At 38.7% G+C, this 26,082-nt stretch carries 23 protein-coding genes; 10 read left to right on the top strand and 13 right to left on the bottom strand.

The features are described 5' to 3' along the window. Positions 1–131: 131 nt before the first annotated feature. Together H6G25_RS00805 and H6G25_RS00810 are read left to right on the top strand one after the other, a co-directional pair. On the top strand, positions 132–653 hold the full coding sequence (locus H6G25_RS00805) for an NYN domain-containing protein (RefSeq protein ID WP_027402274.1): 522 nt from the start codon (positions 132–134) through the stop codon (positions 651–653). Between the two features lie 198 nt (positions 654–851). Beyond that, positions 852–2,444: a 2-isopropylmalate synthase gene (locus H6G25_RS00810; protein ID WP_190390863.1), complete on the top strand. Its 1,593-nt coding sequence runs from the start codon at positions 852–854 to the stop codon at positions 2,442–2,444. A 38-nt stretch (positions 2,445–2,482) separates the two neighbouring features. Here H6G25_RS00810 and H6G25_RS00815 read toward each other — a convergent pair whose 3' ends face one another. Further along, complete coding sequence (locus H6G25_RS00815) at positions 2,483–2,905, bottom strand: DUF29 family protein (RefSeq protein ID WP_190390864.1); 423 nt, start codon at positions 2,903–2,905, stop codon at positions 2,483–2,485. Positions 2,906–3,025: 120 nt separating this feature from the next. Here H6G25_RS00815 and H6G25_RS00820 point away from each other — a divergent pair, with 120 nt between their 5' ends. Together H6G25_RS00820 and H6G25_RS00825 are read left to right on the top strand one after the other, a co-directional pair. Next, entirely contained in the window at positions 3,026–4,306 is a 1,281-nt protein-coding gene (locus H6G25_RS00820) for an AAA family ATPase (RefSeq protein WP_190390865.1), read from the top strand. A gap of 2 nt (positions 4,307–4,308) precedes the next feature. Beyond that, positions 4,309–5,049, top strand: coding sequence for an HNH endonuclease (locus tag H6G25_RS00825; protein ID WP_190390866.1), 741 nt, complete (start codon positions 4,309–4,311; stop codon positions 5,047–5,049). A gap of 99 nt (positions 5,050–5,148) precedes the next feature. On the opposite strand, the gene H6G25_RS00830 is transcribed toward H6G25_RS00825, so the two are convergent. Beyond that, entirely contained in the window at positions 5,149–5,373 is a 225-nt protein-coding gene (locus H6G25_RS00830) for a hypothetical protein (RefSeq protein ID WP_199319608.1), read from the bottom strand. 220 nt (positions 5,374–5,593) lie between these two features. Here H6G25_RS00830 and H6G25_RS00835 point away from each other — a divergent pair, with 220 nt between their 5' ends. The 4 genes from H6G25_RS00835 to H6G25_RS00850 all read left to right on the top strand — a co-directional run bounded on the left by H6G25_RS00835 (position 5,594) and on the right by H6G25_RS00850 (position 8,068). Continuing rightward, the gene (locus H6G25_RS00835; RefSeq protein ID WP_190390867.1) at positions 5,594–5,911 is read left to right on the top strand and encodes a 2Fe-2S iron-sulfur cluster-binding protein; all 318 of its coding nucleotides are present in this window, start codon (positions 5,594–5,596) and stop codon (positions 5,909–5,911) included. A gap of 77 nt (positions 5,912–5,988) precedes the next feature. Beyond that, positions 5,989–6,159, top strand: coding sequence for a hypothetical protein (locus H6G25_RS00840; protein ID WP_190390868.1), 171 nt, complete (start codon positions 5,989–5,991; stop codon positions 6,157–6,159). Between the two features lie 44 nt (positions 6,160–6,203). After that, on the top strand, positions 6,204–7,238 hold the full coding sequence (locus tag H6G25_RS00845; RefSeq protein ID WP_190390910.1) for a DUF3326 domain-containing protein: 1,035 nt from the start codon (positions 6,204–6,206) through the stop codon (positions 7,236–7,238). A 248-nt stretch (positions 7,239–7,486) separates the two neighbouring features. Next, entirely contained in the window at positions 7,487–8,068 is a 582-nt protein-coding gene (locus H6G25_RS00850) for a CPBP family glutamic-type intramembrane protease (protein ID WP_190390869.1), read from the top strand. Positions 8,069–8,217: 149 nt separating this feature from the next. Here H6G25_RS00850 and H6G25_RS00855 read toward each other — a convergent pair whose 3' ends face one another. The 10 genes from H6G25_RS00855 to H6G25_RS00900 all read right to left on the bottom strand — a co-directional run bounded on the left by H6G25_RS00855 (position 8,218) and on the right by H6G25_RS00900 (position 22,722). Continuing rightward, complete coding sequence (locus H6G25_RS00855) at positions 8,218–8,676, bottom strand: plasmid segregation centromere-binding protein ParR (protein WP_190390870.1); 459 nt, start codon at positions 8,674–8,676, stop codon at positions 8,218–8,220. Positions 8,677–8,684: 8 nt separating this feature from the next. Then, positions 8,685–9,830 carry a ParM/StbA family protein gene (locus H6G25_RS00860; protein WP_190390871.1) on the bottom strand — a complete coding sequence of 382 codons (1,146 nt, stop codon included), beginning with the start codon at positions 9,828–9,830 and terminating at the stop codon, positions 8,685–8,687. A 502-nt stretch (positions 9,831–10,332) separates the two neighbouring features. Next, positions 10,333–11,460 (bottom strand): Gfo/Idh/MocA family oxidoreductase, encoded by a 1,128-nt coding sequence (locus H6G25_RS00865; RefSeq protein WP_190390872.1) that lies wholly within the window; start codon positions 11,458–11,460, stop codon positions 10,333–10,335. A gap of 355 nt (positions 11,461–11,815) precedes the next feature. Further along, positions 11,816–13,036: a geranylgeranyl reductase gene (chlP, locus tag H6G25_RS00870; protein WP_190390873.1), complete on the bottom strand. Its 1,221-nt coding sequence runs from the start codon at positions 13,034–13,036 to the stop codon at positions 11,816–11,818. A gap of 653 nt (positions 13,037–13,689) precedes the next feature. Then, positions 13,690–15,216, bottom strand: coding sequence for an HlyD family efflux transporter periplasmic adaptor subunit (locus tag H6G25_RS00875; RefSeq protein WP_190390874.1), 1,527 nt, complete (start codon positions 15,214–15,216; stop codon positions 13,690–13,692). A 105-nt stretch (positions 15,217–15,321) separates the two neighbouring features. Then, positions 15,322–17,994 carry a peptidase domain-containing ABC transporter gene (locus H6G25_RS00880; RefSeq protein WP_190390911.1) on the bottom strand — a complete coding sequence of 891 codons (2,673 nt, stop codon included), beginning with the start codon at positions 17,992–17,994 and terminating at the stop codon, positions 15,322–15,324. Further along, positions 17,927–18,673: a helix-turn-helix domain-containing protein gene (locus tag H6G25_RS00885; protein ID WP_190390875.1), complete on the bottom strand. Its 747-nt coding sequence runs from the start codon at positions 18,671–18,673 to the stop codon at positions 17,927–17,929. Before H6G25_RS00885 ends, H6G25_RS00880 begins: the two co-directional genes overlap by 68 nt. A 231-nt stretch (positions 18,674–18,904) precedes the next feature. After that, the gene (locus tag H6G25_RS00890) at positions 18,905–20,122 is read right to left on the bottom strand and encodes a M20 family metallopeptidase (RefSeq protein ID WP_190390876.1); all 1,218 of its coding nucleotides are present in this window, start codon (positions 20,120–20,122) and stop codon (positions 18,905–18,907) included. Between the two features lie 46 nt (positions 20,123–20,168). Next, on the bottom strand, positions 20,169–20,855 hold the full coding sequence (gene bioD / locus H6G25_RS00895; protein ID WP_190390877.1) for a dethiobiotin synthase: 687 nt from the start codon (positions 20,853–20,855) through the stop codon (positions 20,169–20,171). 133 nt (positions 20,856–20,988) lie between these two features. Next, positions 20,989–22,722: a serine/threonine-protein kinase gene (locus tag H6G25_RS00900; protein ID WP_190390878.1), complete on the bottom strand. Its 1,734-nt coding sequence runs from the start codon at positions 22,720–22,722 to the stop codon at positions 20,989–20,991. A 527-nt stretch (positions 22,723–23,249) separates the two neighbouring features. Between H6G25_RS00900 and H6G25_RS00905 the strand changes: the two genes are divergently transcribed. Both H6G25_RS00905 and H6G25_RS00910 read left to right on the top strand, forming a co-directional pair. Then, positions 23,250–23,816, top strand: a complete 567-nt coding sequence (locus H6G25_RS00905; protein WP_190390879.1) for a proprotein convertase P-domain-containing protein — start codon at positions 23,250–23,252, stop codon at positions 23,814–23,816. A 562-nt stretch (positions 23,817–24,378) separates the two neighbouring features. Beyond that, a complete protein-coding gene (locus H6G25_RS00910) occupies positions 24,379–25,395 on the top strand; it encodes a ribose-phosphate pyrophosphokinase (protein WP_190390912.1) in 1,017 nt (338 codons plus the stop codon). A 65-nt stretch (positions 25,396–25,460) separates the two neighbouring features. Here H6G25_RS00910 and H6G25_RS00915 read toward each other — a convergent pair whose 3' ends face one another. Continuing rightward, positions 25,461–26,033: an HD domain-containing protein gene (locus tag H6G25_RS00915; protein WP_190390880.1), complete on the bottom strand. Its 573-nt coding sequence runs from the start codon at positions 26,031–26,033 to the stop codon at positions 25,461–25,463. Between the last annotated feature and the right edge of the window lie 49 nt (positions 26,034–26,082).

Consider the following 26,082-nt stretch of genomic DNA (forward strand, 5'->3'; position numbering starts at 1 on the left):
CTGGAAAAGAGGTAAGATCATAGCTATACATAATTATCTGCATTAAATATCTTAGCAAAATTACGACTTGATAATTGCTATAATCTATTCTTACCTCTAACATTCTTATCTATTATTAGGTGTAAATTTTTATGGGTTCTCCAATGAATCGTCTGTCTATTTTTGTAGACGGAAACAATATGTTCTATGCTCAACAGAAAAATGGTTGGTTTTTTGACCCCCGCCGTGTTTTAGAATATTTCAAGTATGAACAGTCTGACACAACATTGATCAATGCTTTCTGGTATACTGGATTAAAAGACCCCCAAGATCAACGCGGTTTTCGAGATGCACTTATCAGTTTAGGTTATACAGTCCGCACGAAAATCCTCAAGGAGTATTATGATGATGCTTCCGGTCGTTACTCCCAAAAAGCCAATTTAGATATTGAAATTGTCGTTGATATGTTTAATACGGTAGATCAATATGACAGAGTTGTATTATTCAGCGGAGATGGTGATTTTGAAAGGGCTATTGAGTTATTACGCTCCAAAAATACGCATATTACAGTAGTGTCAACAGAAGGAATGATCGCCAGAGAGCTACGCAATGCTACTGATAGATATATAGACTTGAATGATATTAGAGACAGAATAGAAAAAACTGACGGTTAATTACCTTAGTATTTATTTACAAATCTCAAAATTAAAAACTAAAGTTCATAGTTCAAGCTATTTTATCAAGAAAGAATATAGGAATTAGTAGTCAATAAATGATCATAAATTTCGTAGAATTAACAAATCGAAATATTGATTCTAATTCCATTATTTTTTTGATTCAGCCCATTATCAAAATTAAAAGAGGTTAAGCTAATGAGCAGACAAGCCGATAGAATTATCATCTTTGACACCACATTGCGCGACGGGGAACAGTGTCCAGGAGCAACTCTCAATATAGACGAAAAGCTAGTGATTGCTAAACAATTAGCGCGTTTAGGAGTAGATGTGATTGAAGCTGGATTTGCTTTTGCTAGTCATGGTGATTTTGAAGCAGTTAGCAAAATTGCTCAAACAGTAGGAACGGAAGATGGTCCGGTAATTTGTAGTTTGGCCAGAGCTAGACATGATGATATTAAAGCCGCAGCAGCAGCTATAAAACCGGCTGCTAAAGGGAGAATTCATACTTTTATTGCTACTTCCGATATTCACCTGGAATATAAGTTAAAAAAGACTAGACCGGAAGTAATTGCGATCGCCGAAGAAATGGTAGCCTATGCCAAAAGCTTCACCGATGATGTAGAATTTTCTCCAGAAGATGCGGGACGATCTGATCCAGAATTTTTGTATCAAGTCTTGGAAAGAGCGATCGCAGCCGGGGCAACAACTGTTAATATTCCTGATACAGTAGGTTATACCACTCCGAGCGAATTTGGTAGGATCATTAAAGGCATTACCGAAAATGTCCCCAACATTGACAAAGCCATTATTTCTGTTCACGGCCATAATGATTTAGGTTTAGCAGTTGCTAACTTTTTAGAAGCGGTGAAAAACGGCGCTCGACAATTAGAATGTACCATTAATGGCATTGGGGAAAGAGCCGGAAATGCGGCTTTAGAAGAGTTGGTAATGGCTTTGCACGTCCGTAGACAATATTTTAATCCCTTTTTGGGACGGGCTGAAAATTCGGAAGCACCGTTAACAAATATTGACACCAAACAAATCTATAAAACCTCCCGTTTGGTTTCCAATTTAACGGGAATGTTGGTACAACCAAATAAAGCCATTGTGGGTGCAAATGCTTTTGCCCATGAATCTGGAATTCATCAAGATGGGGTTTTGAAAAATAAACTCACTTATGAAATTATGGATGCCCAATTGATTGGTTTATCCGATAATCAAATAGTATTGGGTAAACATTCTGGGAGAAATGCTTTTCGGACACGGTTGAAAGAATTGGGCTTTGAACTATCAGAAAATGACCTGAACAAAGCCTTTGTGAGATTTAAAGAAGTAGCGGACAAAAAGAAAGAAATCTCTGATTGGGATTTGGAAGCTATTGTTAACGACGAAATCCAACAAGCCCCAGATTTATTTAAAGTAGAGTTGGTACAGGTTTCCTGTGGTAGTAAGGCTCAACCTACCGCTACCGTGACACTCCGCACTCCTGACGGTCAAGAATTAACCGACGCGGCCATTGGTACAGGTCCCGTGGATGCGGTATATAAAGCTATCAATCGGGTGGTGAATGTCCCAAATGAATTGATTGAGTTTTCTGTACAATCCGTTACCGGAGGAATTGATGCTTTAGGGGAGGTAACAATTCGTTTGCGTCATGAATCCCGTGTATTTTCAGGTCATGCAGCTAATACAGATATTATTGTGGCTTCGGCTCAGGCTTACGTAAATGCACTGAATAGATTGTATGCAGCATTACAGCAAGAGGTGAAGGAAGAAGTCACAGCATAGAAGGTATAGAGACGAGAATCCCTACCCAGGGAACGTCTCTATTTTTGAATTAATTCCAGCGACTGAGTTAATATTTCTTGTTCATTAACCATAGCTGCTAATTCTTCGGTTTCATAACGTCCTTCAAAAGCTTCTAGCGCCGCTCTTTTTAGTGCTACTTGATATCCTTGTTGGAGAATTTCCATTAATTCTGTTTGATTCAAGTAAACACCTCCAGATTTGCGGCGCTTGTTAATTTTATTTATTTCCCGCACTGCATTTTCTATAGAAAGTTCCCAAGAACGGGTAGAACGTTTTTCAGCTTTTTGTTTGATTAAATGGATGAGGAGAATTACGCCATAACTATCAATTTTATTGATTTTATCACTGAGGCTCATTTCTTCTAATTCATCCACTAACAGTAAAGCTTCATTGATTTTTCCTTGTTCTAGGAGTTGTCTAATTTCTAGTAGTTCTTCCATGTTATTTGCTGAACTTGTGATTCACAATTAATATTTATTATATATGTTAGATTATTCATTATTTGATAAAATATTTTGTTAAATAACTCACCTTATAAAACTACATTCACGAGGAATAATATGAAAATACGACAACTTGAACTTCAGAATTTTCGATGCTTTGAGCAAAAAACATTTGAGTTTTCCGATCAATTTAATGTTCTTATTGGTGATAATGCTACTGGAAAAACTGCAATTCTTGATGCACTAGCTATTTGTATAGGTAGCTTGTTTTTAGGAATTGACAAAATACCATCAGTAAATATTAGCAAAGATGATATTCGTCTTATTCTCAGAAAAGAAGGAGAAACACCAACATTAACCCATATTACACCAGTTGTCGTGTCTTGTAATGGCAGTTTTGAAGATGTAGAAGAAATATCATGGAAAAGAGAAATAAAAACCGATGGTGGTAGTACAACTCGTGAAGGTGCAAAAGAAATATTACAATATGCTAGAGAATTACAGCGAAAAATTCGTGTTCAAGAACAAGATAGAGAAAAAATTATTTTGCCAGTTATTTCATATTATAGTACAGGTCGTCTTTGGTCTCAACATAGAGATATAAAAAACTCTGGTCCTGATTCTAGATTTATAGGATATAATCACTGTCTGACAAAATCCACTGAATTTAACAAAATAAAGCAGTGGTTTAAAAAATGGGAATACTCATCTTTACAACAAGGAAAAACTTTAGGTACTTTGTCAGGAGTTAAAAAGGCTATTAAAAGTTGTATGGAAGATTGGCAAGATGTCAAATATGATATCCAACAAGAAGAACTGGTTGCTACTGCACAAAATGGAAGAACTTTACCCTTTGAAATGTTAAGTGATGGCCTAAAAAATATGATTGGAATGGTTGCTGATATTGCCTATCGTTGTGTCACCTTAAATCCCCAATTTGCAGATGAAGCAGCTAAACTTACACCGGGTATTGTTTTAATTGATGAAATTGATTTACATCTACATCCTAAATGGCAATGTCGAGTTGTTGAAGATTTAAAAAGAACATTTCCCAAACTTCAATTTTTTGCCACTACCCATTCACCATTTATTATACAATCATTAAGGGATAATGAACTCATAAATCTTGATAATAGAGATGGCGAATATGTTAATGGAAGCATTGAAGATATTGTTGAAGATGTTCAAGGGTTAGGATTACCACAACAAAGTAAAAGATGGAAAAATATGATGGAAGCTGCTCAAGAGTATTACCAGGTTTTAGAACAAGCAGAAAATGTTTCTGAAGAAGAGATTGAGAAATTAAAACATAGATTAGATGAACTATCTATGCCATATAGTGATGATCCAGCTTATCAAGCCTTCTTAAAAATGGAACGTTTAGCAAGAGGATTATAAAAATGAGACCAGTTGTTAGAGGTAAAAATACAAAAGTTTTCAAAGGTCATAAAGATGCACGAGGAGACTTAATTAAGAAACTTGGTGAATATTGTTCTTATTGTGAAATGCGTATTCCCTCATCTCTAGATGTTGAGCATATATTACCAAAATTAGGATTTCCCGATGAAGAAACTAATTGGGAAAACTTCTGTTTAGCTTGTAGGAACTGCAACTCAACTAAAAAATCTCCTATGGAGAAAAGGTGGGATAGTTCATGGAAATACCTTCACATAACCTCCGCTAAAATAGCCGCAAGAAGTGAATTTTATTGGATTGATCAAGATAATACTTTCCGAGCTTTTGAGTATAGCAAAGGTGGAGTTGTTAAAGTAAATCCTTCTTTAGCTTCCGAAGAAGAAATAGTAGCTAAAGAAACTATTAAAATGGTGGGATTAGATAGAATACCTAACCCTGATCCACAAATGAAAGATCGCCGATGGATTAACCGTAAAGAAGCGTGGGATAAAGCAGAAAGGGCTTTACAAAGACTTAGTAAATGTAATGATCAAGAATCTTTAGAAGCAATGCGAGATTCAGTTATTGAACAAGCTGTACCTCAAGGTTTTTTCTCGATTTGGATGACTGTATTTAAAGATGATCCCGATATGTTAAATCGCTTTATTAATGCTTTCCCCGGAACTTGTACAGATTGCTTTGATGTGGAAGGAAAGGCTATTCCGCGTCCAGGAGGAAGAATATAAACAATATAAATCACAGAATCTCTGCTGTTAAATATCTGTATATCCTTGTTAGATGTAGACAAAATTAAATTTCTTTAATTATACATTATTTACTGTTTACTAAAAAAGTTCAAGTTGCTGAGTTTTAGTTTTATATTTTTGCCGTTTTAAATTATATTTATCTACTATATGTTCTGGAATGGGAACTTTATCAAGATTACGAGACTCAACTTTGATAGCTCCAGAACCATAACTTTTACCTACGAGGTTCAGATTTCTTGATAAAAAAACAATCGCATTGGTATCAACCTTTGGGAAAGGTGTCGCATTTTCATGAAATGTCACAACACATTCAAGACAATAATTTTTAGTAATCCATTATTAGTTCATAAAAAATAGTCAGTAACTATAGTTGTGTAAATAATTTTTGTCAAGGATTTTGCACTTCAAGGGAGTCCCAAATTTGGCAAGGTTAAAAAAATAAATTTTCCCAAATCAGACAGAATTGTTATATATTATCAGGTACAATTAATTTCCTGTCCGTTTCCAAAAGCTACTATTGTATATGTCCACAACTTACACTGTAGAAATCAACCACGAAGGTAAAATATATACCCTGGAAGTCCCAGAAGGTGAAGCAGTCTTATCAGTAGCCGAAGCAGCGGGTTTAAAATTACCTGCTTCCTGTCATGCTGGTGTTTGCACAACCTGTGCTGGATTAATATTAGATGGATCTGTAGATCAAAGCGAGGGCATGGGTGTAAGTCCAGAGCTGCAAAAACAAGGCTACGCGCTTCTTTGTATTTCTAAGCCATTATCTAATTTGAAAATTGAAACAGGCAAGGAAGAAATAGTTTATGATAAGCAATTTGGTAAAGGCTAGATATGTAGTAGCCATAGTCGCCAATTACCATCAAGTTCTTCTATACTCAAGATTACCAATACAAAGGATTTAGAATAATGACAACTCACTTTATTACCGCTGAAATAAAATTGCAAGAAACCCCCACTGAATTAGAAAAAGCCATTACAGCGGAATTACAAAAACAAGGTGAACCGCTCCGTTGGGCTATTACCGCTATTGACGAAACCCAACAAACCGCAACTATAGAGGCTGTAGTTACTGCTTAAATTATTATTCGCGTCTACCTCGAAATAAAAAACCTGTGATACCCATTGAAAAACCATACACGGTCATTTTAATTATACCCACTGGCATTGGGGCAGCAATTGGCGGTTATGCTGGTGACGCATTACCAGTAGCGAGAATTATATCACAGGTATGCGATCGCTTGATTACTCACCCCAATGTCATGAATGGTGCAAGCTTATACTGGAATATTCCCAACGCTTTCTATGTAGAAGGTTATGGTTTAGACAAATTTGCTGCTGGAGAATGGGGTTTACGTCCTGTTAGTAGCAATAGGGTAGGTTTACTTTTAGACCAGGGTATTGAGCCGGAATTAATCCTGCGACACTTGCAGGTAGCGGACGCAGCCAGGGCAACTTTAGGGTTAAATATTACAAATCATGTAATTACCGACGCGCCTTTAAATGTAGAATTACGTACTTCTCCCACAGGGACAAGTTGGGGAACAATAGGTAATCCTGATAGTTTATTACGGGCTGCTGAAAAATTAATTATGCAGGAAAAAGCCCAAGCGATCTCAGTTATTACTCGTTTCCCTGAAGACATGGACGAAACCGCCCTGCAAAACTATCGCCAAGGTCAAGGAGTAGACCCTATAGCCGGTGCAGAAGCCGTCATTAGCCATTTATTAGTCCGTACCTTTAAAATTCCTTGCGCCCATGCTCCTGCCCTTTCTCCTGCCCCTACAGCCACTAATTTATCACCTCGTGCGGCGGCAGAAGAATTAGGTTACACATTTTTACCTTGCGTTTTAGTCGGTTTAAGTAAAGCTCCGCAGTTTATAATTAATACAGAATCTTATCAGCCATTATCGACGGATCTTTGGGCGCACCAGGTTGACGCTTTAATTATTCCTGACACATCCTGTGGATGTAGTGCTTTATTGAGTTTAAGTAAAAGTCAATGTCAAATAATTACAGTTACGGAAAATAAAACCTTGTTACAAGTTTCTGCTCCGATGTTAAAAATTTCCAGCTTACAAGTAAACTCATATTTGGAAGCTGTAGGCGTATTAGTCGCACATAAAGCAGGTATTAATCCTTTTTCATTAATGATTTGATTTGACATTACCGTTAAGTTAAAGCCACAAGTGTTAACAAGTATTAAATTGTGTACTTGGGGTTCAATGTCGCTCTACCCGACCTACAATTATTCTGATTGAGTTAAAATAAGACTCCATAGAATACTTCCTTGAGAATAGTTAACCGCAGATACGCATGAATTAATTTATTTTATGTTTTATGACTTCTGAGGGGACGCTCCGTGAAGATTGTCAATTACCCATTACCATTATTTATTTAAATTCCTGTGGTTGAACAGCAAAATCAAGAACCAGAAATTCCTTACTTAACACGCACCCAAGTTTTAGTAGCAATGGGTGTAACAGCGATTATTCTTTGGATAGTTGCTAAGTTATGGTTAAATTGGAGCAACATCATCCTCTTCAAATGGTACTGGCACGAACAAGACTTATTATTAGGAATCGGTTTAGGTCTAATTATTACCATATTAAGTAGTTTAGTTTATCGCTTTTCCCTTCCTTATCGTAAAAGTGCGGATTATCATCTAGAAATAGTCCTCAAACCTTTAGCAATACCCGATTTAATCTGGCTAGGATTATTACCAGGTTTAAGTGAAGAATTATTATTTCGAGGTGTAATGTTACCCGCTTTGGGTGCTGATAATCTCGCTGTAATAGTATCTAGTCTTTGTTTTGGAGTCTTACACCTTAGTGGTCCTCAACAATGGCCTTATGTAATTTGGGCAACTTTCATTGGTATAATTTTAGGTTATAGTGCCTTACTGAGTGGTAACTTGCTATTACCAATAGTTGCTCACATTGTCACAAATCTACTTTCTAGCTATTTATGGAAAATTAAAAAACTTTAGACAGAGACATGGTGATTTTTCTAATTTTCAATTTTTACACGAAATATCCCACCAATAATACTAAACTATTTTAGTTTAGTGGTGGGACTTACGGTAGTCTAATTAAGGGTATTTCTCAAAGCAAAAACCACTAAAAATCTGGTCTTTTCTTAGAAATCATCAAGAAATTGACCAATACGACTAATAACAGGGTCTACTTCTTGAGGTTCAGCTTCAGGTTCAGGGTCAGGTTGGGAAGGAATATAAGTAGGTGGTTGTTGACCCAGCATGGTTGTCAACTTTGCAACTTGTTGAGTAAGTTGCAACATTTGACTTTCTATGGACTCCAAACGACGAGACTCCTTAGCAAAAAAACGTTCTTCAAAACTGACTATTTGCAATTGCATCTCACTGATTTTCTGTTCAATCGTGGTTATATCTGCTGTTTTAGAGGCTGGTTGTACAGATTCCGGTAAGAAAACTTTCCATAGAGCCTCTTTACATAGGTCACTGAAAGTTTTCTCTCGTTGGGTCTCTAAGTAGTTTTCGACCTGCGCTAACAAGCTCTCATCAGCAATTTCTGGATTGAACGTAACAGATTTAACTACTTTTTTTGACCATTGGAACATTAGTTTTATTATTTAGCAGGGCGAACAGCAGCGGACGCTTGGGCTTCACCGTAAATATACTGACCTAAAGCATTAGCCTGCCGAGAAGGTGCAGCCAAGTAAGCATTGATTTTAGCCTCTTTGAGCAGACGTTGGACATCTTCCCAGAAAAACTCTCCACCGCCACCTGTAATAATTACATCTGTCACCCGCTCTGGTAGCCAAGCTAACACACGAGCGCAAATTTCTCGTGAAAACTGCTCTATCAAGTTAGGTAGAAAATCATCTAGATTAGTAGGTTTACTAGCACCTTTAGGACGGTAAAAGCGACTGCCCTTGGGTTTATTAACCGCAGAAATCAGTGCTAATGATTGACTATCAGCATTTGGATCTTTTATTTCCGCAGCTACCAATTCATAAAACTTGCTCATCCCAAAGTCTTCACTCTTAGAAGCCCCTCTAGCAAATCGGAAATTGTCCACCATGATCATATCAATAGTTTGGTGGCCAATATCTACAATCCCCACTGACATTTTCGTAAAATCGGGAACTCCTGTTCCTTTATTAGGTTGAGTTTCTGACCACAGCAAACTGCCATATCCTTCAGGCATTACCCAGACTTTGCTAATGTTGAGAGATAAAGATTCACCTCGAAAATTCAATACATGAGGTCCGGTTACCAAACTAGTTAACTGCGCCTTTTCTTTTTCAAATTGTTCCAAAGACAAAAAGGGTAGACCCAGAACCACAGAAATTTCATCCTTGAGCTTAAAGTAGCCGGCACAGGACAAGACTTTGATCAGTGCGTCCTCAACCTTAGATTGGCCTACGCCGAGATTTGCACCAAAATCTGCGGCTAATTGCCCCACAGCATAGCCACTTCCTTGATACTCTAACCACAAATCCATCAGTGGGTCAGTTGCCTTAGCCTCAAACACACCGCCACGAATTTCAGTAACACTCATCTGCTTCACATTAGCAGGAATGAAAGCCACACTGGCGGGTTCACGGCTCACACAAGTCTTGGTGGAGGTTCTGCCTAAATCAACGCTGAGAATGGTTTTACCCCCAACATTAGTTGGCTTGAAAGAATTCATTGGTGTAGCTGCCGCAGGGCGGTTCATAGGAATGGCAGCGGCATTTATCGGATTAGCGGCGGAGGGTTGGTCTGTCATGAAAGCTCCTCTGTCAAAAGTTATCATGCTCATCTTACATAAAGGTGAGCTACAAAAAATTTTAGATTGGATTAAGTGTAACTAGAAATACGTCAGAATTGAGAACCGGCAACGGTCAATTGGTGATGATTTAGCATTTTTTATGGCATTTATAACCAGATGTCAAGGTTTTCTTCCCGATTTGCTGTTTTTACGCTTGTCTTGAGTTGCCAAGAAATGAACAGTATAGTAGTCCTTTTAATTTCTAAAATTACCCGCAGAAGATTGTTTATATAACTCCGCTTTTGCCAGAGTGGGAGAAAAAACCGTTCCTTCCCCCACTGCTAGTTAGAGCTAAATAGTTGAGTTGATTTGACATACCTCCTCGTCCTTTCATGAGCGAGGATTCCTTGACACTTGACTGACCGGTGCTACCGAAAAGCAGTCTGATCCGGTCTGGAGTGTCCGTTTATAGTCTCCCAATGCCTTGTGGCGACTATACTTAGTTTACTATAAAGCCGTTCTAGAAGCGATGCACTGAGCTTGCCGAAGTGGACGGGGCTTGTATCCGATTTTTTTCGGTCAAAGCTTGGACTCTCGATTCTGAAGACCATTCTAATGGATTCCAGACTCTTTCCTCTAAAGCCATTTGCTCAATTAAACTAGCCAAGCGCAGAGCTTTGAGAGCTTGTTCACCACCAACAGAGGGTTGATTGCCACCACGGACACAGTTGACAAAATGCTCTAACTCTGCACTCAGAGGTTGAACATTAGTGGTATAAACCTTTTCGATTAAACCATCTTGTCTATATAGGACTTTTTGCTGATCGATCAGGGGGTTGACAGGGGTTTGCCTATGTACCAAAATTTCATTATTGAGAAAATCTGCTTCCGTGAATGAATTTTTACAATGGGCAACCAGACGGCGGATTTTTCGGTGAGTAACTTTGCTGGCTGTAAGAGTAGCAACAACTCCATTGGCAAAACCCAAGGTCGCAGTTACATAATCTAAATAACCTGAGTCTAAGGAACGAGTCCCATTAGCCGTTAATTTCACCACTGGTGATGCAGCTAATTCTAGCAGTAAATCAATGTCATGGATCATTAAATCCAGCACCACGGAAACATCACTCCCCCGCACTGAATAAGGACTCATGCGGTGCGATTCTAAAGCCAAAACTTCCTCTGTTTTCAGAACTTGACTCAGTTCCCTGAATGCGGGGTTAAATCGCTCAATGTGACCAACTTGCAAAATGCACTGAGATTCAGCAGCAGCATTCACTAAAGACTCGGCCTCAGAAATACTAGCTGCTATCGGTTTCTCAATTAAAACATGGATTCCCGCTAATAGACAGTTGATACCCACAGCATAGTGTAGTCGTGTAGGTACAGCAACACAAATTGCGTCTACATGAGGTAATAAGTCACAGTAATCTTCAAAAAAACGAACTTTGTATTTGCTGGCAGTTTCTAAACCACGTTCGATGTTAATATCGGAAACGCCTACTAGTTCCACATCCTTCATGGAACTCAGAACGCGGGTATGATGTTGTCCCATGTTTCCAACCCCAATCACACCTATGCGGATATGATGTGGCTGGCTGCGCTGTGAATATAGATTTGGTTCTGACACTGATCTGCTATTTTGCACTATTGTTTTCTCCTCAACCACCAAATTTAGAGACTCTAAGGTCTTTAACCGTTATACTTAAATGCCAGGTTTTATTTGTCTTTAACCATCAAGATGGTAACATAGTGATCATGTTTATGAAGAATTTCAAATTTTAGCTTCAGTTCCCGCGATCTGAATTGTCAGTACATAAGTAAAATTAATTATAGATTACGGAAATAATTGGCTACAATCAATCTTACTATTTTTGCTATCAAAGCTGAAGCAGATTTCAGATGATTGGTTGTTTTTATTTGGGGTTATAAGTAGCAATAAGTAATTTATTTAACCAAAAAAGAAGCCAGAAATTCCTTTCTGGGCTTCTTTTTTCCGGTATTTAGGGTGCAAGGGCATTGCCACGAATTAAACTACCAAGGGTTTTGGCGGTAATTTTTAATTGGGTGAAGGGGTTAGCAGGAACTACAGTTTTATAAAGATAACTGTCAAAAGTTAGCTTTTGTACATCCATGTCATCACACATTTCTACAAATGCTTCCCGGGTAGCATCGGAACGATAGAAGACGTTTTGCAGAATGTCTAATACTTTATAAGTGAGTCCGTATTTCTTATCCCAACGTTTGAGGTAAAGTTTTAGATCTCGTTCTGTAGGTATCCGCGCTCCATTGTTGGAAGTTTCGACAATGGTTTCTGCACACATTCTGCCAGATTTGGCTGCAAAATAAATACCTTCACCAGAGGATTTGGTGACATAACCAGCAGCGTCTCCTACTAAAGCAATGCGTCCGACAACGCGACGGGGACGGGGGTGTTCTGGTATGGGGTGGGCTTCTACTTTGATGATTTTACCACCGGCTAGTTTTTCGGAAGCACGGGCGCGAATACCTGCTTGTAATTGTTTAATACTGGCTTTGTTAATTTGCATTGTGCCAGTACCTACCGCTACGTGATCATATTTGGGGAATACCCAAGCGTAGAAGTCGGTAGAAACGTCGTCACCAACGTACATTTCCGCCAGGTCATTATAATAGGCCATTTTATCTTGGGGAAGACGAATGCGTTCTTGGAAGGCGATCGCATAATTATAATCTCCAGCATCCATATCCTTAGCAATGCGGGAATTTGCGCCGTCCGCACCAACGATTAAATCCACCTTGAGGCTTTTAGTCACGCCCTGGGAGCCGTCTCCTGTATGGTCAACATAATGGATGGTATAGGGGTCGGTATTGTTCCCAGGAATATCAACTTTATGAACAGTGGCGTTAATTAAATTCGCCCCTAACTTGGCCGCCCGGTTTCGCAAGAAACCATCTAGCACTTCTCGGCGGCACATTCCTATATATTCATCTTCATTTATCAAATTGATATCAACCTCACGATTAGAGGGAGAAATCATTTTCATTTTCCGTACCCGACGGTCAATGATTTCTGGTGGTAAATCGAACTCATTCACCATACAGAGGGGAATAGCGCCCCCACAAGGTTTGGCGTTATCTAATTTCCGCTCAAACAAGTATGTTTCGATTCCAGCTTTCGCTAGAGTTTCAGCAGCGCATGAACCCGCAGGTCCAGAACCAACAACAGCAACTCGTAGTGTCAAAGGTTTTCTCCCAATTATCAATATTTTCCCAAAGTATCCTATCACGGACTTTTAGCTGCCCTTCCCCCTTAGTCTGGGGTTTTCACACAAAATACAATATTCCTTAATATTTCGTCATCAAATTAGAGGATAAACATATTAGTAGGTTGTCGTTAAAAATTGTCGTTATAGCAAGGCAAGAGGTTTTCAGCGATTTTACATTTTTTTACACAGTCAGGACTTACGTAACTGGCACAAGCGATTACTAGGTCGCGCTTCGCTATCTCCGAGAGACAGGGAAGCAATCACTATAGAATAGTATATTCCCATATTCCACACTTCATTTTGTAATATACGGATATTTCCTTAATTTTATTTTCTATTGTTTCTAACAATACTGATGTTGTCAAAAATTTTAAGTTTTAATACTTAATTATTTAACCATGATTAAGAATAATTCTTGAAAAGGCTCATACTACATTATGAAGTGCGGAATGTCGGATACTAACTCCGGTAGAGCCATAAATAATTACTCTGAATTTATTAAATTTTTGAGGATATTAATAAAGGAATTTAGATATTTTCCCATCTTGATTCACTAACATAGTATTTTGTCAAGATAATTTAGATGCGTTTCCCCTGCTTGACAAGCAGGGGGTAATTCGATGAATTTTCTACAATTTTACTCCTCCTTGTTGCAATTTTTTAAATGGATCAATTAGAAAATCAATAATTCGTCGCTGACGGACAATTACCTCAGCGGTTGCTGTATCCCCTGGACGCAAAGGAATACATTTATTAGCAGAGGGAATACAACTTTTTTTGAGAGAAATTTCTAAGTTATAAGCGGCTATTTTGCCATTGGCAGTATCTATTTCTATCGTATTAGGAGAAATTTTAATTAACTCTCCTGATATAATACCATAATCCTGAAAAGGATAAGCATCAAATTTGAGCTTTACTGGTAATCCTAACCGCAAGAAACCACTATCTGTAGTTGCCATTTGCGCTCGAATTATTAAGGGTGAATTATCTTGGGCAATTTCGGCCACCATTGTCCCTACTTGCACAACTGAGCCGGGTTTTTGAATTGGTAATTGAAATAATATACCATTCACAGAAGCTTTAATTTCTCGCTGTCCTAACTGAAATTTTAAGGCATCAATTTGCCGTTTAGTTTGAGAAATATCTGATTTGAGAGAACTAATATCTGTATCTAAACTTTTCTGTTGTTCGGCAATTTTTAACACTGCTGACTGACCAGAAAGGGTTAAAGTTTGATAGCTTCTTTGCTGTTCTCCCAGCCGCAATTTGGCCTGTTCAATATCGGCATAAGATTGGCGCAAATTTCGCTCATAACTACTTTTTTGTTCTGCTAAACGTAACTTAGCTTGTTGAATATCTGATTGGGTCTGTGCATATAATTTTTGTTTTTCTTTAGAGATATCTTGCTTTTCTACTAAATTGATTTCTGAAATCACTCCTTGTTGTCTGAGTTGACTATAGCGTTTTACTTCGCGCTGACTACTTAATAAACTACTCTGTGCTAATTGATTAGTGGTTTGACTATTAATTAAGGTTTGTCGCGCTTGATTAAGTTGAGATAATCTTTCTTCTTTCTGAAATTGATAGGCATTTTTTAGGGTATTAATATTCTGTTGCGCTTGATCAATTTGTGCTTGTTTTTCTAATTGTTGAGATTGATTTTGTTGTTGTTGGGTTGCTAAGGAGACAATTAACTGATTTTTGGAGGATTTTAACTGAGAAAGTCGGTTTAATTGTCCTTCCAATTTATCTTGAACTTGACGTAATTCTGATTTGACTAATTCCGATTCTAATAATAATAGAGTTTGTCCAGCTTTGACTGTTTCACCTTCTTTAACTTGAATTTCTGCAACTGTTCCCCCTACAGCGGCATCTAATTTCACGGTTTTATCTTTAGGTTCAATACGTCCTCTTCCTGTACCTGTTTCATCTACTTTAGATAGCAAAGACCAAGGTAAAACTATGGAGACAATTAAGACTAAAAGATATAATAGTCCTCGCGTCCAAACCTGGGGTAAACTATCAAGTGATTCTTTAGTAATTTCCGACCAATCTTCATTGGTAATTCCTGGTAATTCTGGTGATAATATCTCATCAGATTTTGAGTCTTTTTCTAACGCGGATTTTGTTATCTTGCCATTTAATGTACTTGTCATATTGCACCTTTGTTGTTGGTATAAATTGATTTTTTATAGTTTGGGTTGAGCGATAAGGAAACCCAACATTCCACAATTATTTAAGTTGAGTTTTTTCAACCCAAACTACGTTAATGTTTGCAATTGCTGTTGATTTAGATAGAAATAATGTCCCTTTTTAGCCATTAATTCCTCATGAGTACCACTTTCAATTAACACACCTCTATCTAGTACCAAAATTAAATCAGCATTTCGCACAGTGGAAAGACGATGGGCAATTACTAAAGTAGTTTTTCCTTTGAGAATTGTGTTAAAATTCTGTTGAATTATCCTTTCTGATTCGGTATCTAAGTGAGAAGTTGCCTCATCTAAAACCAATAATTTGGGATTACCTAATAATGCTCTAGCAATGGCTATTCTCTGTCTTTGTCCACCAGATAATAAACCTCCACCTTCACCAATTTGGCTTTCATAACCCATGGGTAATCTTCTGATAAATTCATCAGCACCAGCCATTTTTGCTGCTTCAATTACTGCTGATAAAGCTATTCCTGGATGTCCTAAACTGATATTTTCTCGAATTGTACCACCAAATAAAAATGTGTCTTGATCAACTACGCCAATTTGTTGCCGAAAAGAACGCAAGGAAAGACTAGTAATATCTTGTCCGTCAATTAAAACTTTACCATCTGTGGGGGGATATAAGCCCACAACTAATTTAGAAATGGTGGTTTTTCCTGAGCCACTGCGCCCCACCAAAGCTACCATTTGTCCTGGTTTAATTTCAAAACTGAGGTTTTCTAAAATATTAATATCGCTTTCTGGATGATAACGAAATGTCACATCTTCAAAGCGGATATGTCCTTGAATTGGTGGTAAATTCTGCCGTGATTGATTTTGTAAATCTTCTTCTGGTTCTGTGTCTAAAACATCGTTAATTCTTTCCACGGAAATCACTACTTCCTGTAATTGATTCCATAAGACAATTAACCTTTGGAAGGGATTAATAATATTACCCAGCAGCATATTAAATGCTACTAATTGTCCCACAGTTAACTGATTATGAATTACTAAATATGCCCCAAACCATAATAAAGCTGTGGTAGCTATTGCCTCAATTGTATTACTAAAAATTTGTAAACGATTGCTGATAACTTGCCCAGAAAAGTTGGTTTTTACTTCTTGATTTAATAACTCTTCCCAATGCCATCTTACTGTTTGTTCTACTGCTGTGGCTTTGACTGTTCGCACACCAGTTAAAGCTTCTATTAAGTAACTACTTTCTTTGTTGACTGCATTGAATATTTCTCTGGAAATTCTTTGCAAAAAGGGTGTGGCAATTAAGGCTAATAAGGCAAAGGGTGGGACAATTATTAAAGCTAATAATGCCATTTTCCAGCTATACCAAAACATCAAGCCTAGATAGATAAAGACCGTGAATAAATCTAGAAGAATTGATAATGCTTCACCAGATAGAAAACGTTGAATTTTGCGGTTTTCTTGCACGCGAGAAATAATATCTCCAACGTAACGAGACTCGAAAAAACTCAAGGGTAAACGCAGTGTATGACTAATAAATCCGACAATTAATGATAAGTCTATGCGGTTAGCTGTGTGGTCTAAAAGATATTGACGTAAACCGATCATAGCCACACGAAACAGGTTAAAAATCAGCAATCCCATTCCCACTGCTGTGAGGGTAAGTTCTGACCTCTGTACCACTACTCGATCTAAAATTAATTGAGTAAATAAGGGAGTAATTAATCCAAATATCTGGATAAATATGGAAGCTATAAATACTTCCAACATGACTAAAGAGTGGGGTTTTATTAACTCAAAAAACTGCCAAAAAGGTGTGGAAGTTTCTTTAGTTTCTTTGAGCATTGCTGTCGGTTGCAACAGCAATGTATAACCAGTCCAGTCAGCTTTAAATTCGGCATGAGTGAGGGTACGTTGACCAATAGCAGGGTCGGCAACAATTACATATTTAGAGGTAATTTTGTAGACAACTATATAATGCTTGCCTTCCCAGTGAACAATGGCGGGTAATTTTTGCTTTGCTAACTCCTTTAAACTGGCTTTGACGGGTCTGGTACTAAAACCTATACTCTCTGCCGCCGTCAATAAGCCTCGCAATGATGCCCCATTGCGATCTATGTTAGCAATATCACGCAAACGATTCACACTAAAACGTTTACCCCAATAGCGAGACACCATGACTAAACAAGCCGCTCCGCAGTCAGAACCACTTTGTTGGGCGAAAAATGGATAGCGTCCCAGAACCTTTTGCCATAAATGGCTAACTCGTTGTCTAGGACTGGGAAAATAAGCTTTACTAATTTTTAATTCTGAGGGAACGTGTGAGGTTGAATCTGCAAAAGCTCCTGATTTTTGATTGTCTTTCTCTAAAGTCCCTGGTTTTATCAGTGTACTGTCTGTATTTTTGAGGACAGAGTAAGCTTTCTCCCATAAATGTTCTCGAATTTCGGGATACTTGTCCATTAATGGTACTAGTAACTTTTCTGGCAAAAAGCATAATTGTAAATTTACTGAAGCCCTCGCTCCATAAGGCTGAAATTTAGATTGGGGAAACATGGTAAATTCCCCGAAGGATTCACCGGATTCTAGAGTAGCAATTAATTCGTCTCTATCATCTAGTAATCTAACTTTGCCCGTAATTATGATGTAAATACCAGGTTCAACATTCTTTCCTGTCCAGAATTTGCCGACTTTAGGCTTGATAGGTTGAAGCTTGGGAAGATAGTGATAAAATTCTTCTGGTGTCAGTGAATACCCCAAAGTATGGTTGACTTTTTGCAGAGATACTAATGGAGACGATACGTTGTGCGCCATAAATGCCTGAATCTTTCGCTAGTTTGGTTGTATTAGTTGTATTAATGGATATGATTTCGGAATACTCGTCGGTATGGGCTTTTTTGATGTCAGAAATCAATATTTTGACTTTTTTGTGTGATTTGAGGCTATTTTGTTCATGATGTCCGGATTCTGGTCGAGTGGATAAGCCTATTTGTTTGAGAAGTCGCTTAAAATGGCGATCGCTTATTTCAAACCCAAATTCCTCAGTAAGATGTTTCCGCAAATAGCTAGCTGTCCATTGCCTAAAAGGATAACCATAATGCTGGGGACTACTAATTACTAGTTCGGTTAATCGTTTTAAATACTCCTCATTTACCGATTTAGGGCGACCAATGGGATAATCTTGCCATTGGTGCGCCAGCCCCTTACTGGCTATCTGTATCCAACGTCTGGCTGTTGCGGGACAACATCCCAAAATCTTGCAAATTTCTGTTTGAGTTTTCCCCTCATCTACCAACAACATGATTTGAATACGTTGACGGTAGGACTCAGGGCAATTTTCTTGTATTTTTTTTTGCAGCAGTTGGCGCTGAAAAGGTGTTAATAACTTACCTGAAGAATTGCTTTGCTCTCTATATACCACCTGTCCATTGATATTCATACATAAATGGTTAAAAATCGTAAAAACAAAACTCGGTCAGTATCCTAGCTCCCTTTGCACGGGAGCTAGAATTATATATCTTAATATCATACGTGCATTATAATACAACAACGGCTTAATAATTTACACTATTTAACTATTTATAAGTTGATTATCTCCGGTAAACATTGTAGTAACAATTCATGAATTGTTACTACAGGGGTTTCACCATATGTCTATTGGTAGGAGTTTTCAAGCAAAAAACTTTTCTACACAACGCACAAACATTTCTACACCCATGGGTAAAGCGGTTTCATCAAAATCAAATCGGGGATGATGATGAGGATAATCTAATTTTTTCTCTGCATTTGCAGAACCCAGAAAAAAGTAACAACCAGGAACTTCTTGTAAGAAAAATGACATATCTTCCCCGCCCATTGTTTGACATTCACTGAATACACCAATGGGGATTTCTATCACTTCCTGGGCTACTGAACGCACTAATGCAGCTACCTGGGCATCATTAATCACGGGGGGATAAAGATGGATATAATCCAAGTCATAATTTGCACCGTGACTTTGACAAATTCCCGCAATAATTTTTTCTATGCGTTCTTTAAAAAAATCTGCTAAATCAGGGTTAAAATATCTGACAGTCCCGCCCATTTTTGCCGTATCAGCAATTACATTAACTGCCGTACCTGCGTGGAGTTCTCCTACTGTCACAACTGCCGAATCAAGGGGGTTAATATTACGGGAGACAATGGTTTGTAAAGCACTGACTATTTGCGCCGCTACCACTAGAGAATCTACGGTTTGATGAGGAATTGCTCCATGTCCACCTTTACCGAAAATGGTACAGCGGAACAATTCCACGGCGGCCATTAATGCCCCAGGGCGGACTCCCACCGTGCCTAAAGGCAGATTATTCCATAAATGTAAACCGATGATAGCATCAACATTAGGGTTATTAAGTACACCTGCTGCTATCATGGGTTTTGCTCCACCTGGACCTTCTTCTGCGGGTTGGAAAATAATTTTTACAGTCCCGTTCAATTCTTGACGGTGCTGATGGAGATAATAGGCAGTACCAAGGGCGATCGCTGTATGTCCATCATGTCCACAAGCGTGCATTACCCCATCCCGTTGAGAACAATAGGGAACTTGATTAAGTTCTTGAATAGGTAAAGCATCCATATCAGCCCGAATTGCTAATACTTTCCCATTTCCTGATTTTTCACCTTTAATAATAGCAACAATTCCCGTTTCAGCAATTCCTGTTTGATGTGCAATTCCCCAATTTTGCAGCCTTTGGGAAATAAATTCAGCGGTCATTTTTTCCTGAAAACCTAATTCTGGTTTTTGGTGGATTTGTCGTCTCCATTCGACTAATTGCGGTTGTAAAGCCCGAATTTCTAACCGCACATTTTTGAGATTTACCGTTGAAGCCAGAGGAAATGTAGAAACCATATTATTAATTAAAAATTAAAAGAAAATTGGTCTTTACTGAATTGAGTTAGGTTGCTAACCTTAATGTTTCCCAATCTAAATTAGCAGCAATTCCCGCAAGTTTTTGCAAATCTTGGGGATTTTCGAGATAAGGAACACAGCCTAAAATGGGTATATTTGTCAGTGATTGAATTAACCCGGCTGGAGTCAAATCCGCAATTTCCTCCTCTGTGCGAGTTTGGGTACAATTAAGTACAATACCACGCAGGTTAATTTTAGTTTGCCTAGCTAATGCCACATTAGCAACAGCGCTCGCTATTGCTCCCAATCTCACAGGTACAACCAAAATTGTTGGTAATCGCCATTCACCTGCTAAATCAGCTACAGTCAACTCATCGCTAATCGGTGAACCTAAACCCCCCAAAGATTCAATCAATACCATATCACGTTGTTTTTGTAAAGCTAACAAACTTCGCCAAACTATAGCTAAATCAACTTGGCGATTTTCCTTGGCGGCGGCTATAGGTGGGGCTAAAGGTGCTTGAAAATACAAGGGTGTAATTTCCTCTGGAGACTGTTCCAAATTAAACAAAGTTTGGTACAATTCCCTATCTCCCATACCCGATTGAATTGGCTTCATAATCCCCAAACTGCGCTGAGGATAATATTTTTGCCAATAAGCCGCCAAAGCTGTCGTGACAACAGTTTTACCAGCCTCCGTATCAGTTCCCGTAATCAGTAAAGTTTTAAACAATTTTTTCGCTAAAAATGACAGATTAATGTATAAGAAAGCAGGCTGAAAACCCTGTTCTTGAGTGGGGGTAATTCACGAATTACCCCTACTTTCTATTTTGCGTCAGTCCTAAAGTTCTTTTCATAGTTTACCGTTAATTAGTCCCACTAAACCCTGTCGTTGGGGTTTGTGTTGGGGTTTGTGTTGGGGTTTCTATTGGGGTTTGTGTTGGGGTTTGTGTTGGGGTTTCTATTGGGGTTTGTGTTGGGGTTTGTGTTGGGGTTTGTGTTGGGGTTTCTATTGGGGTTTCTATTGGGGTTTCTATTGGGGTTTCTATTGGGGTTTGTGTTGGGGTTTCTATTGGGGTTTGTGTTGGGGTTTGTGTTGGGGTTTCTATTGGCTTTGGTACTTCCAAAGCCACATTTAAAGTATAATTAGCTTGTGATACCCCGGCAGATAAACCCAATTGAATAATATATCTACCATTATCGCGTAATATCCCCTCATAGGAAGTAGATTGTTGATATTGAGTATTAATGACATCACCATTACTATTGAACACCGTCAGTACAATATTACTACCTTGATTTACAGATACAGTTAATTTTTCTCCAGCCTGACCTCGCAAAGTATATTGAATTAAATCATTTTCCCTGACCATCCCTTCAACTTGTGCCTTATTATACTTATCCATTTTTAGGCGTTGGCGATTAATAACAGGTTCACTATTGGTAGTTGTGGGTGTGGGGCTTGGTGTTAATGTTGTCCCACTAGGAATAATTGGCGAAGGAAAGGATTGTGGCGTTGTCATGGTTTCCCGTACAGAACGAGACTGATTTTTCAGCGAATTTACGAAAGTCCAAGAACCAAATCCTGCTAAAATAATTACAATACAACCAATTGATCCCAGGGTCAAAGGATGATCTAAAATAGAGCTACTTTGACTGGATTCCGAAATTTCAGGCTGCCCAGGTGTTGTTGATCTAGACTCAGGACGACGACCTACAGCGATAGTTTGCAGGTAAGATAAATTAGAAGCAGACTGACCAACATTATCTAAATTGATTAACGCTTGAGTAACATCAGCAGCACTTTGATAACGGTCCGACGGCTTATGAGACAACATTCGTTGTAAAACTTGAGCAAATTCTGGCTTCACTGTAACCCAGTTGTGCCAATTCCAGCTTAGTTGTTGTTCATCAAATAAATCCGCCGGTTCTCTCCCAGTCAGCAAAACTATTACCGTCACAGCGAATGCGTATAAATCACTGCTAGGATATACACGACCCGTTTGCATTTGTTCACTAGGTGCATAACCCAATTTTCCCACGGTAGTAACCGGGGTGGGAGTTGATGATTGTGATTTAGTAGCCAATTCCTTGACCACGCCAAAATCAATTAATATAGGTAGAGAATCACTTTCACGTAAAATCAAATTGTCTGGGGATATATCCCGATGAATAATTCCTTGCCCGTGAATATAGTCAAGAACAGGCAACAAAGATCGCATCAAATGCAATACCTCTGCTTCAGTAAAGGCGGTGCCAAGGCTCTGACGTTCATTGAGTAAATGGCGATAAGTTTTACCAACCACGAAATCTTGCACCAAAAATAATTTTTCATTCTGGGCAAATTTTTCTCGAAACTTGGGAACTTGTGGATGCTGAATTTGATACAATATAGCAGCCTCTCGCTCAAATAACTCTTCTTTCTTGCCTCCGGCAGATGTTCCCATAGCTGGGGCAATTAACTCCTTCAGGATACAAAGCTCATTAAAGCGTCTTTGGTCTTCTGCTAGATAGGTTCTACCAAATCCCCCTTGTCCAATAATGTGGATTATGTGGTAACGATTTTGTAGAATAGTACCAACTGTAATCGGTGATTGCATGGTCTATTAATTGAATATAATAGCTACTGAGCTAGAAGTGTATACTAGGGATAAGTCTTACGTTATTCTATTCTTAGATTCTGCTTTTAGTCAGGATAGTCAGGATGTATCCAACATAGTAGCATTTATAATCAGGGATAAGTAAATCATGGGGTAATTAGCATATAGTTCGATCTTTGCCTACCTGATAGGTGGGGTTTTGAGTGGAAAACTAAGTTTACTCAGTCTTTCAGTTTTTTAATTTCATTACATAAATGTATCAGTTTTCTAAATTTAGCAAGAAGATGCGGAAAACCCTGGAATATGCCCCTGATTCAGGAAGACACATCTGTGCTTTTAGCTAGAGTGAAATTATAACCTCTGTGTCTTGAGACGGGAAAAGGTCAAAAAAGTTTCATATTTTTTGGCGTTGCCGAAAGTAGTCGAAGAAGGTTAATGTTACTAATGAGTCATTTCACAAAGATATTATAGGCATATCTTGATCAGGAAATGATATTACCCTAGCAAAATAAGAAAGAAGTTTTTTTATGAAGCTTTCCCTGGCAACGATTTTATTGCTTTTTTCTACTGCAAACTCTGCCCAAGCAATCACTGTCACCTCATATGCATCTGCTATTTATAATCCTGTTCTTTTGATAGATGGTGATACTGGCACGACTTTTTTGAAGATTAGTGGTCTTGGTTCAAGTTCTATTGGTAAGGTTAATGTGACTGTCCGTCTCACTAAATGTGACGACCCAATTGATGCTAGTGGTGGGTGCATAGGACTTGGCACTTCTTTCAACGACGAGATTAGTCTTCAGCTTACTAGCCCAATGGGAACAACAGTATACTTAATTAATCCTAACATTAATTCCTTAACGGGTCAAACTCCAGGTAGGAGGGCACAATTCACTTTTGATGATGATGCCCTGACTACTATTGGAGGTAACGAGCTAATAAGTGGGACATACCGACCATTAGAGCCTTTAAGTCGTTTTAATGGTGAGAATGGTAATGGTGATTGGATATTGACCTACGGAGACAAATCGACGGGTGATCCCCTTTCTGTAAATGCCTTTTCTATAAAGGTTGGGGCTGTGCCAGTCCCATGACAAACCGATGCATTGCCCTTGACAGGAAGTACACTGCTCTTTGGTTTGGGGTTATGGGCTAAAGGGAAAGGGAAATTGTCTCGGGGAAAATTGTCTCCAAAGTCAACGTTGATCGATGTAAGATAGGGATCAACTTGAAGATGACTGTTATAGCAGTTTACACTTGATACACTTAAATGAGGTAAGTAAGTTGGTGTTAAACAATCAGTATATGTAACGAAATGTAAATCCCAAACAAATACTTAGGACTTACGCACTGTACAAATTCACCATGATGTGCATGAACGAAAATCCCTCGTTTCAGGCTTTTGGTGATTAACTTCCGCTCAAAAGCGAACTGCTTGCAGCAGCGCTTCGCTATCGCCCAAAAAGCATCAAAAAATCACGTTAAAATGCCCGAAACCCATACCTCATATTTGGTTGATCCTGTCAATGGGTAAGTCCTATTATGGAGAGATCTTTCAAGATTGGATGAAAAATTCCACAAAACATTTGTGAGTTTTATTGACTCCATTTCGGTTAAATTTGCTCAATCTCTAATGATACTATGAATAATGATACTATGAATGCACTTCGAGAATCTGTTGTGCTAAGTTCTGCAACTTTACCAGTCTCCCCGTCAACACCAGTACTCGGTGACAATAACCGCCTCCGGCTGTTTTCTGGTTCTGCTAATATGGTACTATCACAGGAGGTGGCTCGTTACCTGGGAATGGACTTGGGTCCAATGATTCGCAAAAGATTTGCGGACGGGGAACTGTATGTTCAAATCCAAGAGTCAATTCGCGGTTGTGATGTCTACTTAATTCAACCATGTTGTCAACCCGTTAATGACCATTTAATGGAATTACTAATCATGATAGATGCCTGTCGTCGGGCTTCGGCACGACAGATAACAGCAGTAATTCCCTATTATGGTTATGCTCGTGCTGACAGAAAAACGGCAGGAAGAGAATCAATCACTGCTAAGTTAGTCGCTAACTTAATCACTGAGTCCGGTACTAACCGAGTTCTGGCTATGGATTTGCACGCAGCACAAATACAGGGCTATTTTGATATCCCCTTTGATCATGTCTATGGTTCACCAGTGATCCTAGATTATCTCATTAGTAAAGAACTACAGGATATTGTTGTTGTTTCCCCGGACGTGGGTGGAGTAGCACGGGCTAGAGCATTTGCCAAAAAGTTAAATGATGCCCCACTGGCAATTATTGACAAACGCCGTCAGGCTCATAATGTCGCAGAAGTATTAAATATCATTGGTGATGTCAAGGGTAAAACCGCTATATTAGTAGATGACATGATTGATACTGGTGGTACGATTACTGAAGGAGCTAAGTTACTGCGTCAAGAAGGAGCAAGTCAGGTATATGCCTGTGCTACTCATGCTGTGTTTTCTCCACCAGCAATTGAGAGGTTATCCAGTGGGGTATTTGAGGAAGTCATAGTCACTAACACTATTCCCATTCCACCGGCTAATCGTTTTCCCCAATTGGTGACTCTTTCAGTTGCTAATCTATTGGGAGAAGCAATTTGGCGCATTCACGAAGATACCTCACTCAGTAGTTTATTTCGTTAATCAAAAAATAAATATCATCCCCAAGGATGAAACATCAATTTATGAAGGATGAAACTTTTCATTCTTCATTTTTTATATGCAGCTAAAATTTCTAATTCGGAAACTACTCTTTCTAGTTCTTCTACTAAAGGAGTAAGTTGATTTTTCAAGAAAGCATCCACAAGGGAGCGATAATACCAAACTGTGCCTTCTTTACCACCTTGAAAACGTTCCCAAACTGCATCACCAATCAGGCGATAATCTTTAAGAATTGAGCGGACGTTATGGAGTTTGTCGGCGGCGGAAACTAGCAATACAGAGGCGGAAGCGGTGGGAATATGGGCAATATAGGCTTCTTTTCGGGGTTTCCAAGGGGGTTTGGGGGTGGTATCTGCGTCTGTGCAACCATCAACTATGGCGGTGACATGATCTCCAAATCGCCGGCGAATTTCTTCTCTGGTGGCTGCTCCGCCTTGGTCTTCTATGGCATCATGTAATAGGGCTGCGATCGCTTCATCTTCATTAGCTCCATATTCTAAGGCTATGCTGGCTACTCCCAGTAAATGGGTAATATAGGGAATATCCCCAGCTTTGCGTTTTTGGGTGGCGTGGAGTTCATGGGCGTAGGTAAGCGCTTGGGTAAATCTTTCTGATAGCATTTTTAGTTGGATGATGTTAAGAGGAAATGAACCACGAAGGAGCGAAGGA

This window comes from Dolichospermum sp. FACHB-1091 (assembly GCF_014697585.1).
In the GTDB taxonomy this organism is placed as follows: domain Bacteria; phylum Cyanobacteriota; class Cyanobacteriia; order Cyanobacteriales; family Nostocaceae; genus Dolichospermum.

What these genes read in the sequence shown, in the direction of transcription:
- H6G25_RS00805 (WP_027402274.1), top strand. Translation starts at nt 132, where the DNA reads ATGGGTTCTCCAATGAATCGTCTGTCTATTTTTGTAGACGGAAACAAT.
- H6G25_RS00810 (WP_190390863.1), top strand. Translation starts at nt 852, where the DNA reads ATGAGCAGACAAGCCGATAGAATTATCATCTTTGACACCACATTGCGC.
- H6G25_RS00815 (WP_190390864.1), bottom strand. Translation starts at nt 2,905, where the DNA reads ATGGAAGAACTACTAGAAATTAGACAACTCCTAGAACAAGGAAAAATC.
- H6G25_RS00820 (WP_190390865.1), top strand. Translation starts at nt 3,026, where the DNA reads ATGAAAATACGACAACTTGAACTTCAGAATTTTCGATGCTTTGAGCAA.
- H6G25_RS00825 (WP_190390866.1), top strand. Translation starts at nt 4,309, where the DNA reads ATGAGACCAGTTGTTAGAGGTAAAAATACAAAAGTTTTCAAAGGTCAT.
- H6G25_RS00835 (WP_190390867.1), top strand. Translation starts at nt 5,594, where the DNA reads ATGTCCACAACTTACACTGTAGAAATCAACCACGAAGGTAAAATATAT.
- H6G25_RS00840 (WP_190390868.1), top strand. Translation starts at nt 5,989, where the DNA reads ATGACAACTCACTTTATTACCGCTGAAATAAAATTGCAAGAAACCCCC.
- H6G25_RS00855 (WP_190390870.1), bottom strand. Translation starts at nt 8,676, where the DNA reads ATGTTCCAATGGTCAAAAAAAGTAGTTAAATCTGTTACGTTCAATCCA.
- H6G25_RS00860 (WP_190390871.1), bottom strand. Translation starts at nt 9,830, where the DNA reads ATGACAGACCAACCCTCCGCCGCTAATCCGATAAATGCCGCTGCCATT.
- H6G25_RS00875 (WP_190390874.1), bottom strand. Translation starts at nt 15,216, where the DNA reads ATGACAAGTACATTAAATGGCAAGATAACAAAATCCGCGTTAGAAAAA.
- H6G25_RS00885 (WP_190390875.1), bottom strand. Translation starts at nt 18,673, where the DNA reads ATGAATATCAATGGACAGGTGGTATATAGAGAGCAAAGCAATTCTTCA.
- H6G25_RS00890 (WP_190390876.1), bottom strand. Translation starts at nt 20,122, where the DNA reads ATGGTTTCTACATTTCCTCTGGCTTCAACGGTAAATCTCAAAAATGTG.
- H6G25_RS00900 (WP_190390878.1), bottom strand. Translation starts at nt 22,722, where the DNA reads ATGCAATCACCGATTACAGTTGGTACTATTCTACAAAATCGTTACCAC.
- H6G25_RS00905 (WP_190390879.1), top strand. Translation starts at nt 23,250, where the DNA reads ATGAAGCTTTCCCTGGCAACGATTTTATTGCTTTTTTCTACTGCAAAC.
- H6G25_RS00910 (WP_190390912.1), top strand. Translation starts at nt 24,379, where the DNA reads ATGAATGCACTTCGAGAATCTGTTGTGCTAAGTTCTGCAACTTTACCA.
- H6G25_RS00915 (WP_190390880.1), bottom strand. Translation starts at nt 26,033, where the DNA reads ATGCTATCAGAAAGATTTACCCAAGCGCTTACCTACGCCCATGAACTC.